Below are 19,276 nucleotides of genomic sequence, written 5' to 3' on the forward strand. Positions count from 1 at the left end.
GCACGGGCTCGTGCTGACGTTCTTCCTCATCGGTGCCGCCATCGGCGCGCTCACGGGCGTACCGATCGGGCCGGTGAACGTGGCGGTGATCGACGCCGCCTACCGGCACACGCTGCGCCGCGGGGTCGCGGTCGGCCTCGGCGGCGCGATCGGCGACTTCATCTACTCGGGCGCGGCCATGCTGTGGATCGGGCCGCACGTGATCGGCCGCCCGGGGGTAAAGCCGGTGCTGTTCGCGATCTCGGGCGTGGTGCTGATCGTCTACGGCATCCTGACCATCCGCAGCCGCCCGCCCGCGGCGCCCGCGGCGGCGCCCCACCTGATCCCGCCGTACCACGAGGTCTGGAACGGCCTGACCGTCGGGATCGGGCTGATCCTGCTCAACCCGGCGGCGATCGTCACGTGGGTCGTCGTCGTCGGCTCGCACCTGAACGACCTGACCACGCTCGAGGCGCTCGGCGCGGCCGGCGGGGTCTTCGTCGGCAGCCTGGCCTGGTTCACCTTCGTCGCGTTCATCGCCGACAAGGGCAAGCGGATCATGGGCGAGCGCGCGGTGTGGGTCATGCGCATCGTCGGCGTGGGCCTGGTCGGCTACGGCGTCTACTCGCTGGGCCGCGCGATCCGCTACCTCGTGGCGTGAGCGGCGGCCGCCCGCGCGGTCACGGCGCCGGCGGCAGGCGCCGGTAGCGGTCGAGCAGCCGGGTCTGGTGGCTCTGGGTGGGCTGGACCACGCCGCCGATGATGACCACCTCCGCCGCCGACGCCAGCTCGAGCGGGTCGCCGCTCCAGACCACGACGTCGGCGACGCTGCCGGCGGCCACGGTCCCGCGCCCGGCCAGGCCGAAGATGGTCGCCGGCACGGTCGTGACCGCGGCCAGGGCCTGGTCCCACGGCAGGCCGTTGCCGACCGCGACCCCGGCCAGCTGGCGCAGCGTGCGGGCGGTCGAGGCCCCGCCCAGGGTCGACACCGCCACCGCGACGCCGGCCGCCGCCAGCACCGCCGCCGCGTCGTCGCGCACGTCGGTGGCGTCGAGCTGCTCGGGCAGGTTGGCGGTCGGGTCGAGGATGACCGGCACCTTGACCTTGGCCAGCAGGTCGGCCGCGCGCCAGGCCTCGGCGCCGCCGGCGATCACCAGGCGCACGCCGAACTCCTGCGCGACCCGCACCGCCGCGCGCACGTCGGCCTCGGCGTGGGCGGTCACGACCAGCGGCACCGCGCCGCGCAGCACCGGCTGCAGCGCCTCGAGGTCGAGGCGGTCGGCGATCATCGCGCGCCGCTGGTTGCGCTCGTAGGCGGCGCGGTCGCGGCCGAAGGCGCGGGCGTCGTCGAGCAGCTCGCGCAGCGCGGCGATCGCGCGGCCGCGCGACCCGGCCACGGCGCCGGCGCCGCCCGGGCCCAGCGCGGCGTGCATCGCCACCGGCGCCCGGACCGGCTCGACGCTGCCGTCGAGGGCGAACGCCGCCGACTGCCCGGCGACGAGGCCGCCGGCCGGCGCCGCCACCACCAGCGTGAGGCCGCCGGACCGGGCCACGGCGACCGTGACCGCCCGCGGCGCGAAGCCGTCGCGGGCCTGGTACGCGGCCTGGATCGCGTCGGCGTGGAGCGCGTCGAGCGGGCCGTGGCGCCCGTCGACCGAGCGGCCCTCGAGATCGACGCCGACGAGGCCGACGCCGGACACCGGCTCGATCAGGCCCGCGGTCACGACCTTGCCGGCGCCGTCGATGATCCGCGCGCCCGCCGGCGCCGCGACGCCCGCGCCGACGGCGATCACCCGGCCGCGATCGATCACGACGGTGGCGCCGTCGAGGGTCTGGCCCGGGCGCACGTGCACCCGGGCGCCGACGATCGCGATCGGCTCGGCCGTCGCCGGCGCGGCGACGATCACCAGGGCCAGCGCCGCCAGGGCGCGGGCGGTCACGGCGCGCTCCGATCGATCGCGGCGTGGCCCAGCTCGAAGTCGCTGGGGGTGAGGCCGCGGGTCCGATCGTAGGCGACCTCCCCGGCGATGATCACCAGGTCGGCCTTGCTGTAGACCGAGAACGGCGAGCCGCTCCAGAGCACGACGTCGGCGCGCTTGCCCGGCGCCAGCGTGCCGGTGACCGCGTCGACGCCCAGCACCCAGGCCGGGTTCGCGGTGATCCAGCGCAGCGCGACGTCGTCGTCGAGCGCGACCCCGGCGCGGCGGCCCGCGGCGAGCGCCTTGCCGGCCTCCTGGTTGAGCCGCTGGATGCCGATCGCCGAGTCGGAGTGGATCGTGGCCCGGCCGCCGGCCTCGGTCACGAGCGCCGCGTTCTCGGGGATGCCGTCGTAGGCCTCGAGCTTGAAGCCCCACCAGTCGGCCCAGGTGTTGACCGCGATGCCGCGCGCCGCCAGCACGTCGCGGAGCTTGTAGGCCTCGAGCGCGTGGTGGAACGATCGGATCGTGAAGCCGAGCTCGTCGGCGATCGCGATCATCTGGGCCATGTCGTCGGCGCGGTAGCAGTGGATCTGCACGAGCACCTCGCCGCGCAGCACCGCCGCCAGCGTCTCGAGCTTGAGGTCGACCGGCACCGGCTCGGGCGCGGCCTCGCCGGCGATGTGCTTGCCGTCGGCGCGCGCGCGATCGAGCTCGTCGGCCCGGGCCCGGCGCGCGGCCCAGCGCGCGCGCGCGTCGACGTACGCCGCCTGCTTGGCGGCGTAGCCCGCGGCCTCGAGGAACGCGGTCCGGAACGCCGCGTACTCGCCCATCCGCGTCGACGGCCCGCCCTTGTCGCCGTAGACCCGCTTGGGGTTCTCGCCGCACGCCATCTTGACCGTGGCCGGCGCGCCGGGGAACGCCGCGTCGCGGGCGGTCCGGGCCGGGCGCATCTGCACCGTGAACCCGCGCCCGCCGACCAGGTTGGCCGAGCCGGGCAGGATCAGCGCGGTGGTGACGCCGCCGGCGATGGCGCGCGCGAGCTGCGGATCGGCCGGCCAGTAGCCGTACTCGGCCCGCACGCCCGCGGTGACCGGCGCGGTGGCCTCGTTGCCGTCGTCGCTGGCGCGCGCGTCGGGCGCGGCGTAGACGCCGAGGTGCGAGTGGGCGTCGATGATGCCGGGGGTCACGACCTTGCCGGTGCCGTCGATGACGGTCGCGCCGGGCGGGGCCGGCAGGTCGCCGGCGCCGACCGCGGTGATCGCGCCGCCCGCCAGCACGAGCGTGCCGCGCTCGAACCGCTGGCCGGTCGCCGTCAAGATCGTCGCGCCGCGGATGACCAGCGGCCGCGCGGCCGGGTTGGCGGTCGCGTCGGTCAGCGGCCGGCTCGGCGGTGGCTGGCCCGCGGGCCGGAAGGTCTCGGGATCGATCCAGGGCGCGGGCGCGTCGAGCTTGGGGTCGGCCGGCGTCGGCGGCGTGGCCGGCGCGCGGGCGCGGCCTCCGCACGCGGCCACCAGCGCCGCCACGACGATCGAGCCCGGCCGCGCGCGGCGGTGAAGAGCGTGCATGGCCGCGGTTGTACACCGGGCGCCGGATCCGACGCCGGGCTTTGCGCTGACCGGACACCTCTGTCACGATGTCGCGCATGGCCGCGGCCGACGACGAAGCGCCCGCGCTGCTCGATCAACAGACGGGACCGACCCCGCTGACGCTGCGCCAGCTCGCGCTCCACGTCGCGCTGTTCGTGGCCGCCTGCGCCACGACGACCTGGGCCGGCGGCGTGATCTTCGCGGCCACGCTGATGGGCATCCTGCTCTGCCACGAGATGGGCCACTACGTCGCGGCGCGGCGCTACCACCTCGACGTGTCGCCGCCGTACTTCATCCCGTTGCCGCCGCAGATCTCGCTGGGCACGCTCGGCGCGATCATCCGCATGCGCCAGCCGATCCGCGATCGCGATCAGCTGCTGGTGGTCGGCGCCGCCGGGCCGCTGGCCGGGCTGGTGGTCGCGATCCCGTGCCTGATCGTCGGGCTGTCGCTGTCCGAGGTCGGCACGATCGCGCCGGGCTCGGTGCTCGAGGGCACGTCGGCCCTGTACGGCGCGTTCAAGCTGACGATCTTCGGCCGGTGGCTGCCGCACGGCACCGAGGACGTCCAGCTCCACCCGATGGCGTTCGCCGCCTGGTACGGGCTCCTGGTCACGATGATCAACCTCGTGCCGATCGGTCAACTCGACGGCGGCCACGTCATGCGGGCGTGGCTCGGCGAGCGCCACGAGCGCCTGAGCGGCCTGTTCCACTGGGCGCTCCTGGGCGTGGGCGCGATCGCCGGCACGGTGCTGTTCATCCAGGCGCGGGCCGCCGACGCCGGCGCGCTCGACGCCGCGCAGTACGCGCTGGTCGGGGTGCTGCCCTGGCTGGTGTGGGCGATCGCGCTCCTCGTCATGCGGCGCATGGCCGGCGGCGAGTACCACCCCGAGGTGTTCGGGCCCCCGCTGTCGCCGCGCCGCCGCTGGCTGGCCATGGCGATGGTCGCGCTGTTCTTGTTGCTGTTCGTGCCGGTGCCGCTGCGCCCCGCGCTGTAAGCTCCCGACGCCGCCATGCGGATCGAGTGCCCCGCCTGCCACACGGTCACCGACGCCACCGTGGCGCGGTCCGACGACGACACGATCACGGTCGCGTGCGGCGCGTGCGGGCACGCCGAGCAGGCCCCGACGCTGGCCCCGACGCTGGCCCCGACGCCGGCCCCGACGCCGGCCCCGACGCTGACCCCGACGCCGGCCCCGACGGCGGCCCCGACGCCGGCCCCGACGCTGACCCCGACGCCGGCCCCGACGCTGGCCCCGACGCCGGCCCCGACGGCGGCGACCGCCGCGAGCGCGCCGGCGAGCGAGGCGAGCGAGGCGCAAGCGGCGACCGGCGACGCGCAGCCGCGCTGTCCCAAGTGCGACACGCCGCGGCGCGAGGGCGGCCCGTGCCCGCGCTGCGGCCTGGCGCCGGAGCACGCCGCCGCCTGGCGACCCCGCCCGATCGAGGCGCCGACCGAGGCGCTCGGCGCGGCGTGGGCGGTCTGCACCGCGACCTGGAGCGATCTCGACGCCCACGAGCGCGCCGCGACGGTCGCGCTCGCGACCCGCGACTTCGCCTGGCTGGCGGCCCGCTACCGCGACCGGATCCGGACCGACGGCGCCGACCCGATCGCCAGCGCGCAGCTCGACAAGCTGGCCCGGCGCGCCCAGGCCGCGCTGGCGGCGACCGCGGTGCCGTCGACGACGGCCCGCCCCGGGCGCCGGGTCCCGGTCGTCGCGATCGTGGTCGCGGTCGTCGCGCTGGCCGCGACCGGGCTCTACGCCGCGCACCTCGCCCAGACCCGCTCGGCTGGCACCGGCCGCCGCCGCCCGGTGGAGCCGGCGGTCGACACGCGACCCCGGCCGCTACCCGATGCGACGATTGAACCCGCGGCCCCGCGGCGGTAGCGTTGCCGAGGTGGCGCAGGTCGACTTCAACGAGCGGCAGCTGACCCTGAAGCTGGTCTACTTCGGGCCGCCGCTGTCGGGCAAGACCACCAACCTGCGCGCGCTCCACGCCCGCGTCGACGCCGCCGGCCGCGGCCGGCTGATGACGCTCGACACCAAGGACGACCGGACGCTGTTCTTCGATCTCCTGCCGATCTTCTTCCGCACCACGACGCTGTCGTTCCGGATCAAGGTCTACACCGTGCCCGGCCAGCCGATGCACGAGGCCACGCGCCGGGTGGTCCTGGCCGGCGCCGACGGCATCGTGTTCGTGGCCGACTCGAGCCCGACCCAGGTCGAGGCCAACCGCGAGTCCTGGGACGGCCTGGCCCGGATCCTCGGCGAGCTCGCCCTCGACGCGGTCCCGATCGTCGCCCAGTACAACAAGCGCGACCTCGCCGACGCGGTGCCGCTGACCGCGTGCGATCGCTTCGGCGCGCCCGAGCGCCGGCTGTACCCCGCCAGCGCCCGCGACGGCGACGGCGTGCTCGCGACGTTCTTCGGCGTGCTGGCGGCCTCGTGGGACGTGCTCGACACGTCGCTGCGCCTGGCGCAGCGGTTCGGCCAGCCGCGCGAGGCGTTCCTGCAGGCGGTGTGCGCCCATGTGGGCGGCGACGAACGTGATATCTTGGGCGTGTGAATAGCCGGCCCGCCGGTGGCGCGCCCTCCGCCACCGATCCCCTCGACGAGCCCGTCGACCTCTCACGCTTGTTGTCGGGCTCCGAGCTGGACGAGCTGGTCGGCAGCTTCGCCGCGACCCACGGCTGCGGCGTCGCCATCGCCGACCGCGCTGGCCAGCTCCTCGCCAACGCCGCCGCCGCGCCCGACGCCGCGGCCCGGGCGCCGATCGAGTACCTGGGCGAGGTCGTCGGGCAGGTGCTGGTCGACGCCGACGCGAGCCGGACGATGCTCGCGCGCCACGTCGCCCACATCGTCGAGCTGCTCCTGCACCACGCCCACGCCCGACGCCTGGCCGGCGTGGTCCACGAGGCCGCGATCGCGTCGTCGGTGGCCGAGCTGACCATCAAGAACAAGAGCCTCGAGAGCGCCGTGGCGCGCCTGCGGGCCGCCGACCGCGTCAAGTCGAACTTCCTCGCGACGATGTCGCACGAGCTGCGGACGCCCCTGACCTCGGTGATCGGCTACTCCGAGATGTTGCTCGAGGGCCTGGCCGGCGCGCTCACGACCGAGCAGCGCGACTACGTCCACACGATCCTCGGCAAGGCCGATCAGCTGCTCCAGCTGATCACGAGCGTGCTCGACATGTCGCGGGCCGAGGGCGCCGGCGCGGTGGTCGACGTGGCCCCGGTCGCGATGGCCGAGGTCGTCGACAGCGTCGTCGCCAGCTTCGCGCCCCAGGCCTCCAAGCGCGGCGTCCAGCTGGTGCAGGCGGTCGAGCCAGCCAGCGCGCTCGGCGATCGCCGCCAGATCCGCCAGGTGGTCTGGAACCTGGTGTCCAACGCCGTCAAGTTCGCGGCCGACGGCACCGCGGTCGAGATCGCGGTGCGGGTCGGGCCGCTGGTGCCGGTCGGCTCGGGCACCCGTCCGGATCTGCGCCTCGGCATCCACGTCGAGGTGCGCGACCACGGCATCGGCATCCCGCGCGATCAGCTCGCGCACATCTTCGAGCCGTTCTTCCAGATCGACTCGTCGTCGACGCGGCAGTACGGCGGCACCGGCCTGGGCCTGGCCCTGGCCAAGGCCTACGTCGAGGCCCACGGCGGCCGCATCTGGGTCGACTCGACGCCGAACCACGGCAGCACCTTCGTGGCGTCGTTCCCGGCGGTGGCCAGCGACGTCCGTGGCGGAAAGGGCGGCGCGTGACCGCCACCGAGATCACGATCCTGGTCGCGCTGGCCGTGGCGCTCTTGCTCACGTCGGGCTTCTTCTCCGGGTCCGAGGTGGCGCTGTTCGGGCTGCGCCGGGTCGACCGCGAGCAGCTCGGCCACTCGGGCCGCCCGATCGACGGGTTGATCCTCACGCTGGTCGGCCAGCCCAAGCGCCTGGTCGGGTCGGTGCTGATCGGCAAGGAGCTGGTCAACATGACCCTGGCGGCGATCGCCGCGTACCTGTGGATGCCGGCGTGGCCCGAGGCGGCGCCGTGGGTCGTCGGCGGGCTCGCGGTGCTGGCGACAGCGGCGTCGGTGATCCTGCTGGGCGAGGTCGTGCCCAAGACCCTGGCGATCCAGAACCCGATCGCGTGGGCCCGGCAGGCGGCGCGGCCGCTGGCCGCGTTCAGCCTGCTGATCGCGCCGCTCCGGTGGGTCATCCACGGCGTCAGCGATCTGGTGGCGCGGCCGTTCGGCGGCGCCAACCGCCCGCGCGCGGCCGACCTGTCCGAGGAGGAGTTCCGCAAGCTGGTCGACGCGGGCAGCGCCCAGGGTCAGGTCGACGCCCGCGAGCGCCGCCTGATCCACAAGGTGTTCGAGTTCGGCGACCGCAGCGTCGGCCAGGTCATGACCCCGCGCGACAAGGTGTTCGCGCTCGCCTACGACCTGCCGATGGCGCGGCTGGTCAAGGAGGTCGCCGCGCGCGGCTTCTCGCGCGTGCCGATCTACCAGCGCTCGCTCGACAACATCCGCGGGATCCTCAACGCCAAGGATCTGGTCCGCGCCACCGCCGGCCAGAGCCCGGCCCGCACGCTGTCCGAGCTGCTCAGCGAGCCGCTGTACGTGCCGCGCACCACGCCGGTGGCGCGGCTGTTCACCATCATGAAGCAGAAGAAGGTGCACCTCGCCCTGGTGGTGAGCGAGTACGGCAAGCTGCTCGGGCTGGTGACGATGGACGATCTGCTGGCGCTCCTGTTCGGCGACATCAACGACGAGCGCGACACCCTGCAGCGCGCGGTCCGGCGCGGCCGCGGCGGCCGCACGCCCGTGCCCGGCTCGCTGCCGGCGGTCGACGGGACGGCGGTCGACGGGGCCGCCGTCGACGGGACCGCGCCGGTGCCGCGCCTGACCGAGACCGCCCTGGTCGAGGCCGCCGCCGAGGCCCAGGCGACCCTGGCCGCCGCCGCCGCCGCCGCCGCCGAGGCCGAGGCCGTGCCCGAGCCGACCGAGCTGACCCCGCCGCCGCCGCCGCCGGACGAGGTGCCGACGTGATGACGCTGTCGACGCTGATCACGATCGGCGTGGTCGCGGTGATCGTCCACGCGCTGCTGGTCGCCACCGAGATCGCGCTGGCGAGCTGCGACCGGGCGCGGCTGCACCAACGCGCCACCGCCGGCGGCCTGGCGGCCCGCGCCGCCGAGCGCCTGTCGGCCCGCACCGCGACCACCGCGGCGACGGTGCAGGTCGGCGCGAACCTCGCCAGCCTGGCGCTGGCGGTCGCGTGCGCGATCTACCTGCTCGACCACGGCCGCGGCTGGTACTGGGCCGCGGCGCTCGCGGCGCCGCCGATCCTGATCGTCGGCCAGCTCATCCCGCGCGCGATCGCGACCGCCCACGGCGATCGCCTGGCGCCGGCGCTGGCGCTCCTGACCGTGCCGCTGGGCTACCTGCTGCGCCCGCTGGTGGTGATCGTCGTCGCGGTCGTGGCCGCGGCCACGCGCCTGATCGGCACCGACAAGAAGAAGGCGTTCATCACGCGCGACGAGCTGGCGCTGCTGATCGAGAGCGATCCCGTGAGCGACAAGCCCGGCATCAGCGCCGCCGAGCGCGAGATGATCGCCAACGTCTTCGAGCTATCCGAGTACGCGGTCGGCGATCTGATGGTGCCGCTGTCCGAGGTCACGGCCCTGCCCGAGGACTCGTCGCTGGGCGAGGCGGCCCTCGAGGTCGCCGACAAGCAGCACTCGCGCATGCCGATCTACCGGTCCCGGGTCGACGACATCGTCGGCATCGTCCACGCGTTCGACATCCTGTCGGCCGGGCCCGACCGCAAGGCCATCGCGATCAGCGACGTGGCCCGCGCGGTGATCTACGTCCCCGAGAGCATGAAGGCGATCGATCTGCTGGTCCAGCTCCAGGCCGGCGGCAACCCGATGGCGGTGGTGGTCGACGAGTACGGCGGCGCGATCGGCATCGTCACCGTCGAGGATCTGCTCGAGACCATCGTCGGCGAGATCGACGACGAGTACGACGACGAGCCGAGCCCGCTCAAGGCCGAGAAGCCCGGGGTCTGGCGGGTCGAGGCCAAGATCTCGGTGGCCAAGCTCAACCAGCAGCTCGACCTGGGCCTGCCCGAGTCCGACGACTACGAGACCATCGCCGGCCTGCTGATCGAGCGGTTCCGCAAGATCCCGGCGCCGGGCGCGACCCTGACCGTCGGCGGCGTGCTGATCGAGGTGGTGGGCGCGTCCGAGCGCGCGGTCGAGAGCGTCCGGCTCACGCGCCGCAAGCGCTGAGTTCCAGAGGGTTCGTCGCCGAACCCTCCCCCATCGGGGCAAGCCCCGATGAGGGCCCCCACCCAGGACGCGAAACTCCCGGCGCGGGGACCGGTGCTCGACCGAAAAACTTACGAGCGCTGAGCCGGCGGAGCCCGAGCCCGAGCCGGAGCCGAAACCGGACCCAGCCCCGGAGCCGGACCCGGCCCCCGAGCCGGCGCCGGCCCCCGAGCCGGCGCCGGAGCCGCCGCGCTCACCACAGATCGAGATCGACGCCGCCCCGACGCCGGAGCCAGAGACCGCCGCCGCTCACCACAGATCGAGATCGACGCCGACCCGGGCGCCGAGCTTGACCGTCGTCAGATCGGCGCCGTCGACGAACGACCGCTCCCACGACACCCCGAACGCCGCGCCCGGGAAGAAGAACCGCGTCCGCAGCGCCCGGCCGCCGATCGACGCGCCGAGGTGGACGCCCTGGTCGAGCCGGTCGAGCGCGTCCTCGGTCGTGCGCCCGAGCCAGCCGACCTCGGCCTCGAGGTACGCGTTGGTCAGCGTGTACCGGTAGACCACGGGCACCACCACGTCGACGCCGAGGCGCAGGCCGGTCCGGTTCCCGGCCTCGTCCTTGGGGAACGCGGCGGTGGCGCCGAGCTCGATGCCCGCCAGCACCGTCGAGCGCGAGCCCAGGTTCTTGCCGACCAGCAGCCGCCCGGCGCCGCCGCCGGACAGGTCGGTGCGATCACCCTGGTGGACGACCATGCCCTTGCCGCCGCCGCTGGCGTGCAGCACCCAGCGCCCGTCGGAGATCTGGCGCCCGCGGAACGGCTCCTCGGGCTCGAGCCAGAACGGGCAGTCGAGCGGCGCCGCCCGCTCGGCCGCGGCCAGCACCAGGCGCACCCGATGCACGATCAACAGCTCCGCGACCGCGCTCAGGCGCTTGCCGCGCGCGCGCCACGCCGCCTCGACCGAGCCGCCGGCCGCGGCCAGGCGCTCGTCGAGCCACTCGGCCAGGATCCGCCGGGCCAGCGGCTCGACCCGGCACGCCGAGTCGAGCGCCTTGGCCTCGAGCCCCTCGACCTCCTTGCGGTCGATGCCCCAGCCGGTGGCGTCGGCGATCGTGACCATCCGCTCGAGGTCGCGGTACAGCGCCGCGGCGCTGCGATCGGGCGGCAGCGTGCGCGCGCACGCGCCCGTCACCAGCAGCGCGGCCACGATCACCGCGCGTCGCCCCGGGCCGCTCACACCTCGAGGTACTCGCCCTCGGCGGCCGCGAACACCGGCACGTTGGCCCGGGCCGCGGCGGTGACCACCAACCGATCGATCGCGGCGTCGGTGGCGTCGGGGCTGTGGTGGAACAACGCCAGCTTGCCGGCGCCCGCGGCCCGCGCCAGGTGGACGCCGGCCGACACCGGCGAGTGGCCCCAGCCGCGGGCCTGCGCGTAGGCCTCGTCGTCGTGCATCGCGTCGTGGATCAGCAGGTCGGCGCCGGCGGCGAGCGCGAACGCCTCGCGGGTCGGCCGGTGCGGCGCCGGGTACTCGACGTCGGACAGGAACGCGACGATCTTGTCGTCGGCCTTGATCCGGAAGCCGGTGGTCCACATCGTGCCGTGGGGCAGCGCGGCGGTCGTGATCTCGAAGTCGTTGACCGCGAACTCGGCGCCGGGGAGGAACGACTCGATCGACACGCCGGCGGCCAGGTTCTCGAGGCCGTTGAGCGGGCTGTAGTGCGGCGCCAGCTGGTTCTGGAGCGTGCCCTTGAGCGAGCTGCCGGCCGGGTCGGCGCCGAGGATGCGGATCTGGTTGCCCTTGATGAAGAACGGCGTGAAGAACGGCAGGCCCTGGATGTGATCGAGGTGGGTGTGGCTGAGCAGCACCGGCAGGTGGCCCTCGCCGCGCGCGAACTCGCTGGCCATCAGGTGCTTGGCGTAGACCGTCGCGCCGGTGCCGAGATCGATCAGCAGCCGGCTGCCGGCGTCGGTCACCAGCTCGACCGAGGTGGTGTTGCCGCCGTGGCGCAGGAAGTCCTTCCCGCACATCGCGAACGACCCGCGCACGCCCCAGAACCGGATCTTCACGCGGCCGCGCCTCGCACGGCGCCGACGGTCAGGACCATGCCCTCGCACGCGGTGATCACGTCGAGCCCGACCGCGGCGCCCCGGGCCTTGTACTCGGCGGCGATGCGGTCCATCTGGTCGTCGTCGTGGGCCGGCGCGTGGTGGTAGAGGATCAGCCGGCGCACGTCGTTGCCGGCCAGCAGCTCGAGCGCGTGGTCGGGCGTCGAGTGGCCGTAGTGCGGGAACTTGGCGTACTCGTCGGGCACGTAGTGGGTGTCGTAGATGACGGTGTCGCAGCCGCGCAGGGCCGCGACCAGCTCGGCGCGCATCTCGGCCAGGGCCGCGCGATCGGCGTCGGTCAAGAGCTCGAGCCCCGACAGGAAGTGCTGCTTGTGCAGGACCTCGGTGAAGGGCGCCGTGTCGCTGACGTAGGCGACCGAGGTGCCGTCGGCGTCGAGCCGGTAGCCGACCGCGCCGAACGGGTGGTTGAGCGCCATCGGCATGACCGTGATCTCGCCGAGCACCATCGGCACGCCCGGCTCGACCTCGTGGAACTGGAAGTCGGCGGGCACGGCCTCGAGCGGGATCGGGAAGAACTCGTGGCGGGTGATGCCGCCGATGACCTGCTGCAGCTCGTCGGCCGCGGTCAGCAGCGCGTAGACGTCGATGACGGTGTCGGGCACGTAGGCCGGCTCGAAGAACGGCAGGCCCTGGATGTGATCCCAGTGGACGTGGGACAGCAGGATCGAGTAGCGGCCGGCGGTGGCGCTCTCGCGCGCGAGCTTCTGCCCCAGCGCGCGGAGGCCGGTGCCGGCGTCGATGATCACGCCCGCGCCGCTCCGGGTGCGCACCTCGACACACGAGGTTTGCCCGCCGTAGCGAACGGTGGCCGGGCCGGGTACCGGGTAGCTCCCCCGGACCCCCCAGAACGTGATCTCCATTGCGAAAAGTCTAGCCCGGATCCAGCGCCGTCGGAAGCGACCGAGCCGTCCGGAACGCGCGGTCAGAAGCGCTCGTGGGCCCGCACCGCGACCTGGATCTCGGCGACCACGGCGAAGTGGTCCGACGGCCAGACGTCGCCGGCCGGCTGGTCGAGCGCGACCCACGCGGTCAGCGGCTCGCCGCGCAGGTGCCGGTCGGGCCCGCGCGCGAACACGTAGTCGATCCGGCGCGACGGCTCGCGGCTGCGCCGCGCGTACGGGTTGCGGCGATCGTAGGTCGAGCCGCGCCCGGCCCCGGGCTCGGCCCCGGCGGTGGTCGCCCAGGCGTCGGCGAAGTAGACGCAGGCGCCGCCCAGCGGCGTCAGGCCGCGCAGGAACCGGATCTCGTCGGAGTCGGGATCGGCGTTGAGGTCCCCCATGACGATCGGCGGCGGGCCGTCGATGGGCGCGCGGGCGGCCACGTGGTCGGTCAGGGCCCGGACCTGCTGGCAGCGGACGTGGCCGAGGTGGTGCTGGAACGTCAGGTGCGTCACGAACAGCGGCACCGGGCCGCCCGGCACGCCGACCCGCGCGAACGCGACCGTGCGGCTGTCGACCTCGGGCGGCGCCGGCAGCGGCAGCACCGCGACGTCGCGCAGCGGGTGCGGGCTGAGGATCGCGTTGCCGAAGGTCAGGCCGCCGCCGATGTGCCAGGCCGGCGCGTAGTGGACGTGCCAGCCCAGGCCCGCGGCGATCTCGTCGGCCTGGCTCGGCTGGCCGGGGAAGCCCAGCACCTCCTGCAAGCCGACGGCGTCGGGCGCCAGCGCCGCGAGGCCGTCGCGGATCAGCGGCAGGCGCGCGGCCCACGGGCCCTGGCGGTTCCAGATGTTCAGCGTGACGACGCGGAGGCGCTCCACGCCGCGAGTATCACCCACGCGCCGGGCGGCCGTGGCATGTTCGCCCCGATGGCTGCCGATCCTGCCCCGCCGCGGGTCCTCGTCGTCGGTGCCGGCGGCATCGGCGGCATCGTCGCCGCGCACCTGGCCGAGGCCGAGGTCGACGTCACCGCGGTGTCCACCAACGCCGCGATCCGCGCGGCCGTCGCCGCCGACGGCGCCCAGGTCGACGATGACGGCGAGGTCCGGACCGTGCCGCTGCGCGTGGTCGAGGCGCCGCCGCCGGGCGAGCGCTTCGACGTGGTCGTGCTCGCGACCCAGCCGCCGCAGATCGAGGCCGCGGCCCGCTCGGTGCTGCCGGCGCTGGCCGACGACGGCGTGTGCGTGGTCCTGCCCAACGGCCTGTGCGAGCCGCGCGTCGCCCGGATCGTCGGCGCCGAGCGCGTGATCGGGGCGATCGTCGCGTGGGGCGCGTCGATGCCGGCGCCCGGGCGCTACCAGCGCACCGCCGCCGGCGGGTTCACCGTCGGGCGCCTCGCCGCGCCGCCCGACGACGCGTGCCGGCGGGTCGCGGCGCTGCTCGAGGCCGTCGGCCCGACCGTGGTCACCGACAACCTGCTGGGCGCGCGCTGGAGCAAGCTCGCGCTCAACTGCGCGATCTCGTCGCTCGGCACGATCGCCGGCGAGCGCCTCGGCCCGCTGGTGCGGGTGCGCCGCTACCGCCGGCTGGCGCTCGAGATCATGACCGAGGTCGTGCAGGTCGCGCGGGCCGAGCACGTGCGGCTCGAGAAGGTGGCCGGCACCCTCGACCTCGAGTGGATCGCGCTGACCGACAGCGAGCGCACCGCGGTCGGCTCGGCCGCGCTCACCGCCAAGCACGCGCTCCTGCTCGCGGTCGGCCTGCGCTACCGCAAGATGCGCAGCTCGATGCTGGCGGCGATCGAGCGCGGCCGGGTGCCCGCGGTCGACTTCCTCAACGGCGAGGTCGTCGATCGCGCGGCGCTGCACGGGCTCGCGGCGCCGATCAACCAGCGCGTGGTCGGGCTGGTCCACGCGATCGCCGGTGGCGACGTCCGGTCATCGCGAGCGCTGCTCGACCGCCTGTTCGACGACACCCGCCCGTAGCGCGCGCCGGCGCGCCGCGCGTCAGCGGCGGATCGTCACGGGCAGGCGCCGCCCTCGACCACGTCCATGAACGCCGCGTCGCCGCACGCCAGGCGACAGCTCGAGTCGGGCGAGCACGACAGCGAGCACGAGCCGGTGCAGCGGATCTCGCAGGTCGAGCCGCCGCTGCACGACACGCTGCCGCTGGCGCCGAGGGTCATCGAGCAGGTCGAGCCGCCGCTGCAGCCGACGCTGCACGACTCGCCGCAGGTGCCGCTGCAGTCGTTGGCCATCGCGCACGCCAGGGTGCAGCTGCCGCCGGCGCACGCGGAGCCGTCGATGTCGCACGAGGTGTTGGGCGCACACGCGCACGAGGTGCCGGTACAGGCCGGCGGCGGCACCGGATCGCTGCCGCAGGCGGCGACTCCGGCCAGGACGATCATCAAGCCAAGGATCCGCATCCCTGGGCACATTGCAAGACGGGCTCCAGCGCGAGCGGCACGCAACCCGCCGAACCGCCGCGCGAGCGCGCCCGCCGCTGTACCAACGTTGCACATCGCGCCGTCGAGGTCAGGGATTGCGCCCGACGAGGACCGGCCTGGCGACCGGCCGGCCGGAACCTCAATCACCGACCGCGAGCGACACCGACAGGCCGAACGCGGCGAAGCCCTCGGCCGACGTCTGCTGGGCGCCGACGACCCGCGGCATCGCGCCGGCGGCGAGCTGCGCGGCGACGCGGCCGCCGTGGAACCACCCGCGCCGGTGCCGGAACAGCTCCGCGGCGACCCCGACGTGACCGGTCGGGTACGCGCCGCCGGCGTGGGCGGACACCCGGGTGCCGGTGTCGGGCGGGTCGGGGCACTGGACGCCGTAGCGACCGTCGACGTCGATGCAATAGTCGCCGTCGACCGAGAGCGCCGTCACCGCGACGCCGGCGAACAGGTGCGGCTCGACCCAGCGGCTCGCGGCCAGCGGCCGCGCGTCGACCGCCAGCTCCACGCCGCCGCGCTCCGCGCGGTAGCTCGCCTGGTCGCGGGTCGCGCTCGACACCGTGCCCGACGCCAGCGCCGCGACCGCGACCCGCCCGTCGGCGAGCACCCGCCGGTAGCCGATCACCGGCTCGGCCGCGGTGTCGCCGTCCTGGCCGAACACCCGGCCGCCGACGACCAGCCCCGGCAGGCCGACCCAGCGATCGGGCTCGACCACGACCGCGAGCTGACCGATGCCCGCGCCCTCGGGCGCCTCGACCACCGCCGCGCTCAGGTAGTGCCCCGGCACGACCGCGACCTGCGCGGAGATCTCGGGGCGGCCGGCGGGTCGAGCCGAGATCGCGGTGGTGGCCGGCGTGGGGCCGAGCGTGGTGCAGGCGGCGGTCGCCGAGCCAGCCAGGACGATCGCGAGGACGAGACCAGGTGGGCGCATGCTGATCAGACACGCGACCGGCACGGGCCGGGAACTGCGCGCGCGTTCAGCGCGGTGTCGCCGAGGCGCGCCCAGGTCGACCTGGCGCCCTGACGGTCAGCGCTCGGTCAGAACTCGATGCGGACGACGCCGCCGACCTGCTTCGCGCTCACGGTCGGCGCGATCAGGATCTCGCGGCGCGGCGCCCGCGCGTTGAGCGGCCGCTCGCGGCGCTTGGCCGGGGCCAGGTAGCCCTTGTAGAAGAAGTACGCGCCGGCGACCGCGCCGACCGCGAGCACTGCGCCGCCGATGTACGTGTTGCGCGACGCGCTCTCGACCTTGTCGCAGTAAGGGGCGCCGGGGCACGCCGCCTCGGCCCCGGCCTTGTCCACGCCGTTGTCGCTGAACGTGTTCTCCATGACCCGCCAGTTGTAGATCCAGAACCCGGCGCCGGCCGCGGCCACGCCGGTGCTCACCCAGAACAGCGCCCGCGAACCGCCGCCCGGCCGATCGTCGTCGGACACGCCGCCCGCGATGATGTGGCCGCCGCCGCCGCCGCCGCCGCCGCCGCCGCAGTTCGACAGCGCATTCTTCTCGAGTTCGATCTCCTCCTTGACGTCCTTGCCGCCCTCGACGGTCACGGTGCCCTCGTGGGCCAGGTAGCAGTCGGTCTCGATCTTCAGCTTGTAGTCGCCCGCGGCCAGGCCCTCGATCCGGGCGGTGCCGCCCGACAGGCCCGCCTTGCGCTCGCCGTCGAGGAACACCTCGCCGCGCTCGACGTTGGCCTTGATGATCAGCGTGCCCTGGTTGGAGACGCCGGTGATCTTCGCGTAGAGCTTCTTGCCCAGCGCGGTGATCTGGCCGCTCGAGTCGTCGCCGGCCGGCGCCAGATCGCTGGTCGTGCGCTCGATCGACTTGGTCGACACGTTGAGCAGCTTGAGCGAGATCTGGTAGTTCGCGCCGCTCTTCTGGATGTGCCCGTAGATGAGGCGGTCGGCCGCGAGCTCGACCCCGATGCCCGCCATGCAGGCGTTGGCCTCGTTGTCACAGCCCGAGAGCAGCTTCATCTCGACCAGGCTCTTGTCGCTGCCGGCGGCCAGGACGAACGGCCCCGAGCTCAGGCGGGCGCGCGCGCGCAGGGCGTCGGTCAGGACCTCGGCGTACTGCGCCGCCTTGGCGTCCGGCGTATCCGACTCCTCGACCACTTCGAGTCCGAGGATGGCGATCGATGGCTTGGCCATCGCGGGCCGGGCAACCGCCAAGCCGAGGAGCGTGACCAATAGGACGAGTGCGCGCTTCATGAGGTCTCCGGGGCGAACCTGGGCAGTATACACGTCCGGGCCGGCCGGTCGGCGTCATCGTGCCGCGATCACCTGACCGCACACCGCTGGTGTGACCGCGCCCGGCCGGGCCCCACCGCGCGAACGTCTGGCGGGGTCGAGATCGCTGTGGTACGCGCTGGCGCGGGGGGTGCATTCTCCCGACCGTCGCCATGGCGAGCCCGCCGATCCACCGCTGCGCTCGCTCGGACCGAGCCCCTACCCACGCGCAGGCCCCGTGGCGCTGAGCCTCGGGCGCACGCTCTCGTCCCGCATCCTGGCGGGGTTCGTGGTGCTGATCGCCGTGTTCACCGCGACGATGGTGTGGATCGTCACGTACGTCGGCGACCTGCGCAGCGAGACGCAGGTGATCCGGACCCGCTACCTCCGCCTGACGATCGACGCCAAGAACCTGGCCGGCCAGCAGCGCGCGCTCTACGCCTACCTCAAGGAGGAGCTGCCGGGCGAGGGCCAGCCGACCGTGGTCGGGCCCCGGGTCGAGCGCCTGCGCGAGAGCCGCCGGCAGCTCCTGGGTCAGCTGACCGCCACGCTCGAGACCTTGCGCGGCGTGCCCCGCCGCCACAGCGCGGTCGCCGCGGACGCGCTCGGCAAGCTCCACGGCATCGAGCACACGATCGCCAACCTCGACGCGCGCTACGTCACGATGCTCGCGGTGCCGCCGATCGAGCGCACGATCCGCGCGGCGCCGCCGACGGTCGATCCGGTCAAGCTGACCGAGGCCGTCCGCGCGCGCGACGCGCTGGTCGACGCCGAGCAGCGGCTGCTGGTGTCGCTCAACAACATCGCGGCGGGGATGCGCGCCAAGACCGAGCAGATCGCCGAGAACCTCGAGCGCAACGCCCGGCGGCTGCGCCTGTACACCGGCCTGATGGGCGTGATCGCGGTCCTGGTCGGCGTGCTGGTCACCGCCTGGGTGACGCTGTCGCTGCGGCCGCTGGGGCGCCTGCGCAGCGCCGCGCGCCGGATCGCCGCGGGCGAGTACGGCAGCCGCATCGACGAGCGCGGCCCGACCGAGGTCGCCGACCTGGCCCGCGAGTTCAACGCGATGGGCCGGGCGGTCGAGGAGCGCGAGCGCGAGGTGGTCCGGGCCGAGCGCCTGGCCGCGGTCGGCAAGATGGCGGCGATGATCACCCACGAGGTCCGCAACCCGCTGTCGTCGATCGGGCTCAACGCCGAGCTGCTCGAGGAGGAGCTGGCGGCGCTGGCCGCCGGCGACGAGGCCAAGGAGCTGTGCCGCGCGATCGGCCGCGAGGTCGACCGCCTGACCGCGATCACCGAGGAGTACCTGTCGTTCGCGCGGCTGCCGACGCCGCGGCTCGCGGCCGGCTCGGTGCCGGCGCTGGTCGACGATCTGGTCCGGTTCGTCCGCGACGATCTCGCCGGCCGCGGCGTCGAGGTGATCGTCGAGCACGACGAGCCGGTGCCGGCGGCGCGCCTCGACGAGGGCCAGATCCGCCAGTCGGTGCTGAACCTGCTCCGCAACGCCGCCGAGGCGGTCGCCACCCGGGGCCACGGCCGGGTCTGGGTCCGGACCCGGGCCGACGGCGCCAACGTCGTGATCGAGGTGACCGACGACGGGCCCGGGATCGCGCCCGAGCTGCGCGCGCGGCTGTTCGATCCGTTCGTCTCGACCAAGGCCGGCGGCACCGGCCTGGGCCTGGCCCTGACCCACCAGATCGTCCGCGACCACGGCGGCGCGATCACCGTGACGTCGCCGCCCGACGGTGGCGCCACCTTCGCGATCGCGCTGCCCCGGGCGTCGGCCGAGCCGTCGGCCGAGCCGTCGCCCGCGACCTGAACGCGGGTCGGCGGGACCGCGTTGTTGCAT

The 19,276-nt window shown here is 74.6% G+C and carries 18 protein-coding genes; 9 read left to right on the top strand and 9 right to left on the bottom strand.

Annotated features, from left to right (window positions below; translation table 11 throughout):
• Positions 1-10: 10 nt before the first annotated feature.
• The gene (locus IPL61_14750) at positions 11-640 is read left to right on the top strand and encodes a LysE family transporter (GenBank protein ID MBK9032546.1); all 630 of its coding nucleotides are present in this window, start codon (positions 11-13) and stop codon (positions 638-640) included.
• 19 nt (positions 641-659) lie between these two features.
• On the opposite strand, the gene IPL61_14755 is transcribed toward IPL61_14750, so the two are convergent.
• Complete coding sequence (locus IPL61_14755; GenBank protein MBK9032547.1) at positions 660-1,919, bottom strand: amidohydrolase family protein; 1,260 nt, start codon at positions 1,917-1,919, stop codon at positions 660-662.
• The gene (locus tag IPL61_14760; protein MBK9032548.1) at positions 1,916-3,073 is read right to left on the bottom strand and encodes an amidohydrolase family protein; all 1,158 of its coding nucleotides are present in this window, start codon (positions 3,071-3,073) and stop codon (positions 1,916-1,918) included. The genes IPL61_14755 and IPL61_14760 overlap by 4 nt, the downstream gene beginning before the upstream one ends.
• Positions 3,074-3,540: 467 nt before the next feature.
• Between IPL61_14760 and IPL61_14765 the strand changes: the two genes are divergently transcribed.
• From IPL61_14765 to IPL61_14790, 6 genes are all read left to right on the top strand, one after another.
• Positions 3,541-4,479, top strand: a complete 939-nt coding sequence (locus IPL61_14765) for a site-2 protease family protein (GenBank protein MBK9032549.1) — start codon at positions 3,541-3,543, stop codon at positions 4,477-4,479.
• 15 nt (positions 4,480-4,494) lie between these two features.
• A complete protein-coding gene (locus tag IPL61_14770; protein MBK9032550.1) occupies positions 4,495-5,370 on the top strand; it encodes a hypothetical protein in 876 nt (291 codons plus the stop codon).
• A gap of 10 nt (positions 5,371-5,380) precedes the next feature.
• On the top strand, positions 5,381-6,049 hold the full coding sequence (locus IPL61_14775; protein ID MBK9032551.1) for a GTPase domain-containing protein: 669 nt from the start codon (positions 5,381-5,383) through the stop codon (positions 6,047-6,049).
• A 68-nt stretch (positions 6,050-6,117) separates the two neighbouring features.
• Positions 6,118-7,233, top strand: coding sequence for a HAMP domain-containing histidine kinase (locus IPL61_14780; GenBank protein MBK9032552.1), 1,116 nt, complete (start codon positions 6,118-6,120; stop codon positions 7,231-7,233).
• Positions 7,230-8,510 (top strand): HlyC/CorC family transporter, encoded by a 1,281-nt coding sequence (locus tag IPL61_14785; protein MBK9032553.1) that lies wholly within the window; start codon positions 7,230-7,232, stop codon positions 8,508-8,510. Before IPL61_14780 ends, IPL61_14785 begins: the two co-directional genes overlap by 4 nt.
• Positions 8,507-9,754, top strand: coding sequence for an HlyC/CorC family transporter (locus tag IPL61_14790; protein MBK9032554.1), 1,248 nt, complete (start codon positions 8,507-8,509; stop codon positions 9,752-9,754). Before IPL61_14785 ends, IPL61_14790 begins: the two co-directional genes overlap by 4 nt.
• Positions 9,755-10,042: 288 nt before the next feature.
• On the opposite strand, the gene IPL61_14795 is transcribed toward IPL61_14790, so the two are convergent.
• From IPL61_14795 to IPL61_14810, 4 genes are all read right to left on the bottom strand, one after another.
• Positions 10,043-10,945, bottom strand: a complete 903-nt coding sequence (locus IPL61_14795; protein MBK9032555.1) for a hypothetical protein — start codon at positions 10,943-10,945, stop codon at positions 10,043-10,045.
• A gap of 26 nt (positions 10,946-10,971) precedes the next feature.
• Positions 10,972-11,808, bottom strand: a complete 837-nt coding sequence (locus IPL61_14800) for a hypothetical protein (GenBank protein MBK9032556.1) — start codon at positions 11,806-11,808, stop codon at positions 10,972-10,974.
• Entirely contained in the window at positions 11,805-12,638 is an 834-nt protein-coding gene (locus tag IPL61_14805) for a hypothetical protein (protein MBK9032557.1), read from the bottom strand. The genes IPL61_14800 and IPL61_14805 overlap by 4 nt, the downstream gene beginning before the upstream one ends.
• Positions 12,639-12,790: 152 nt before the next feature.
• Positions 12,791-13,624, bottom strand: coding sequence for an endonuclease/exonuclease/phosphatase family protein (locus IPL61_14810; protein ID MBK9032558.1), 834 nt, complete (start codon positions 13,622-13,624; stop codon positions 12,791-12,793).
• A gap of 36 nt (positions 13,625-13,660) precedes the next feature.
• Between IPL61_14810 and IPL61_14815 the strand changes: the two genes are divergently transcribed.
• Complete coding sequence (locus tag IPL61_14815) at positions 13,661-14,728, top strand: 2-dehydropantoate 2-reductase (GenBank protein ID MBK9032559.1); 1,068 nt, start codon at positions 13,661-13,663, stop codon at positions 14,726-14,728.
• Positions 14,729-14,763: 35 nt separating this feature from the next.
• Here IPL61_14815 and IPL61_14820 read toward each other — a convergent pair whose 3' ends face one another.
• The 3 genes from IPL61_14820 to IPL61_14830 all read right to left on the bottom strand — a co-directional run bounded on the left by IPL61_14820 (position 14,764) and on the right by IPL61_14830 (position 17,349).
• Positions 14,764-15,150 (bottom strand): hypothetical protein, encoded by a 387-nt coding sequence (locus IPL61_14820; GenBank protein ID MBK9032560.1) that lies wholly within the window; start codon positions 15,148-15,150, stop codon positions 14,764-14,766.
• Between the two features lie 178 nt (positions 15,151-15,328).
• On the bottom strand, positions 15,329-16,129 hold the full coding sequence (locus IPL61_14825; GenBank protein ID MBK9032561.1) for a hypothetical protein: 801 nt from the start codon (positions 16,127-16,129) through the stop codon (positions 15,329-15,331).
• A gap of 107 nt (positions 16,130-16,236) precedes the next feature.
• Complete coding sequence (locus IPL61_14830; protein MBK9032562.1) at positions 16,237-17,349, bottom strand: hypothetical protein; 1,113 nt, start codon at positions 17,347-17,349, stop codon at positions 16,237-16,239.
• Positions 17,350-17,665: 316 nt separating this feature from the next.
• Between IPL61_14830 and IPL61_14835 the strand changes: the two genes are divergently transcribed.
• Positions 17,666-19,246: a HAMP domain-containing protein gene (locus tag IPL61_14835; protein MBK9032563.1), complete on the top strand. Its 1,581-nt coding sequence runs from the start codon at positions 17,666-17,668 to the stop codon at positions 19,244-19,246.
• Positions 19,247-19,276 lie beyond the last annotated feature (30 nt).

This window comes from Myxococcales bacterium (assembly GCA_016717005.1).
GTDB lineage: Bacteria > Myxococcota_A > Polyangia > Haliangiales > Haliangiaceae > UBA2376.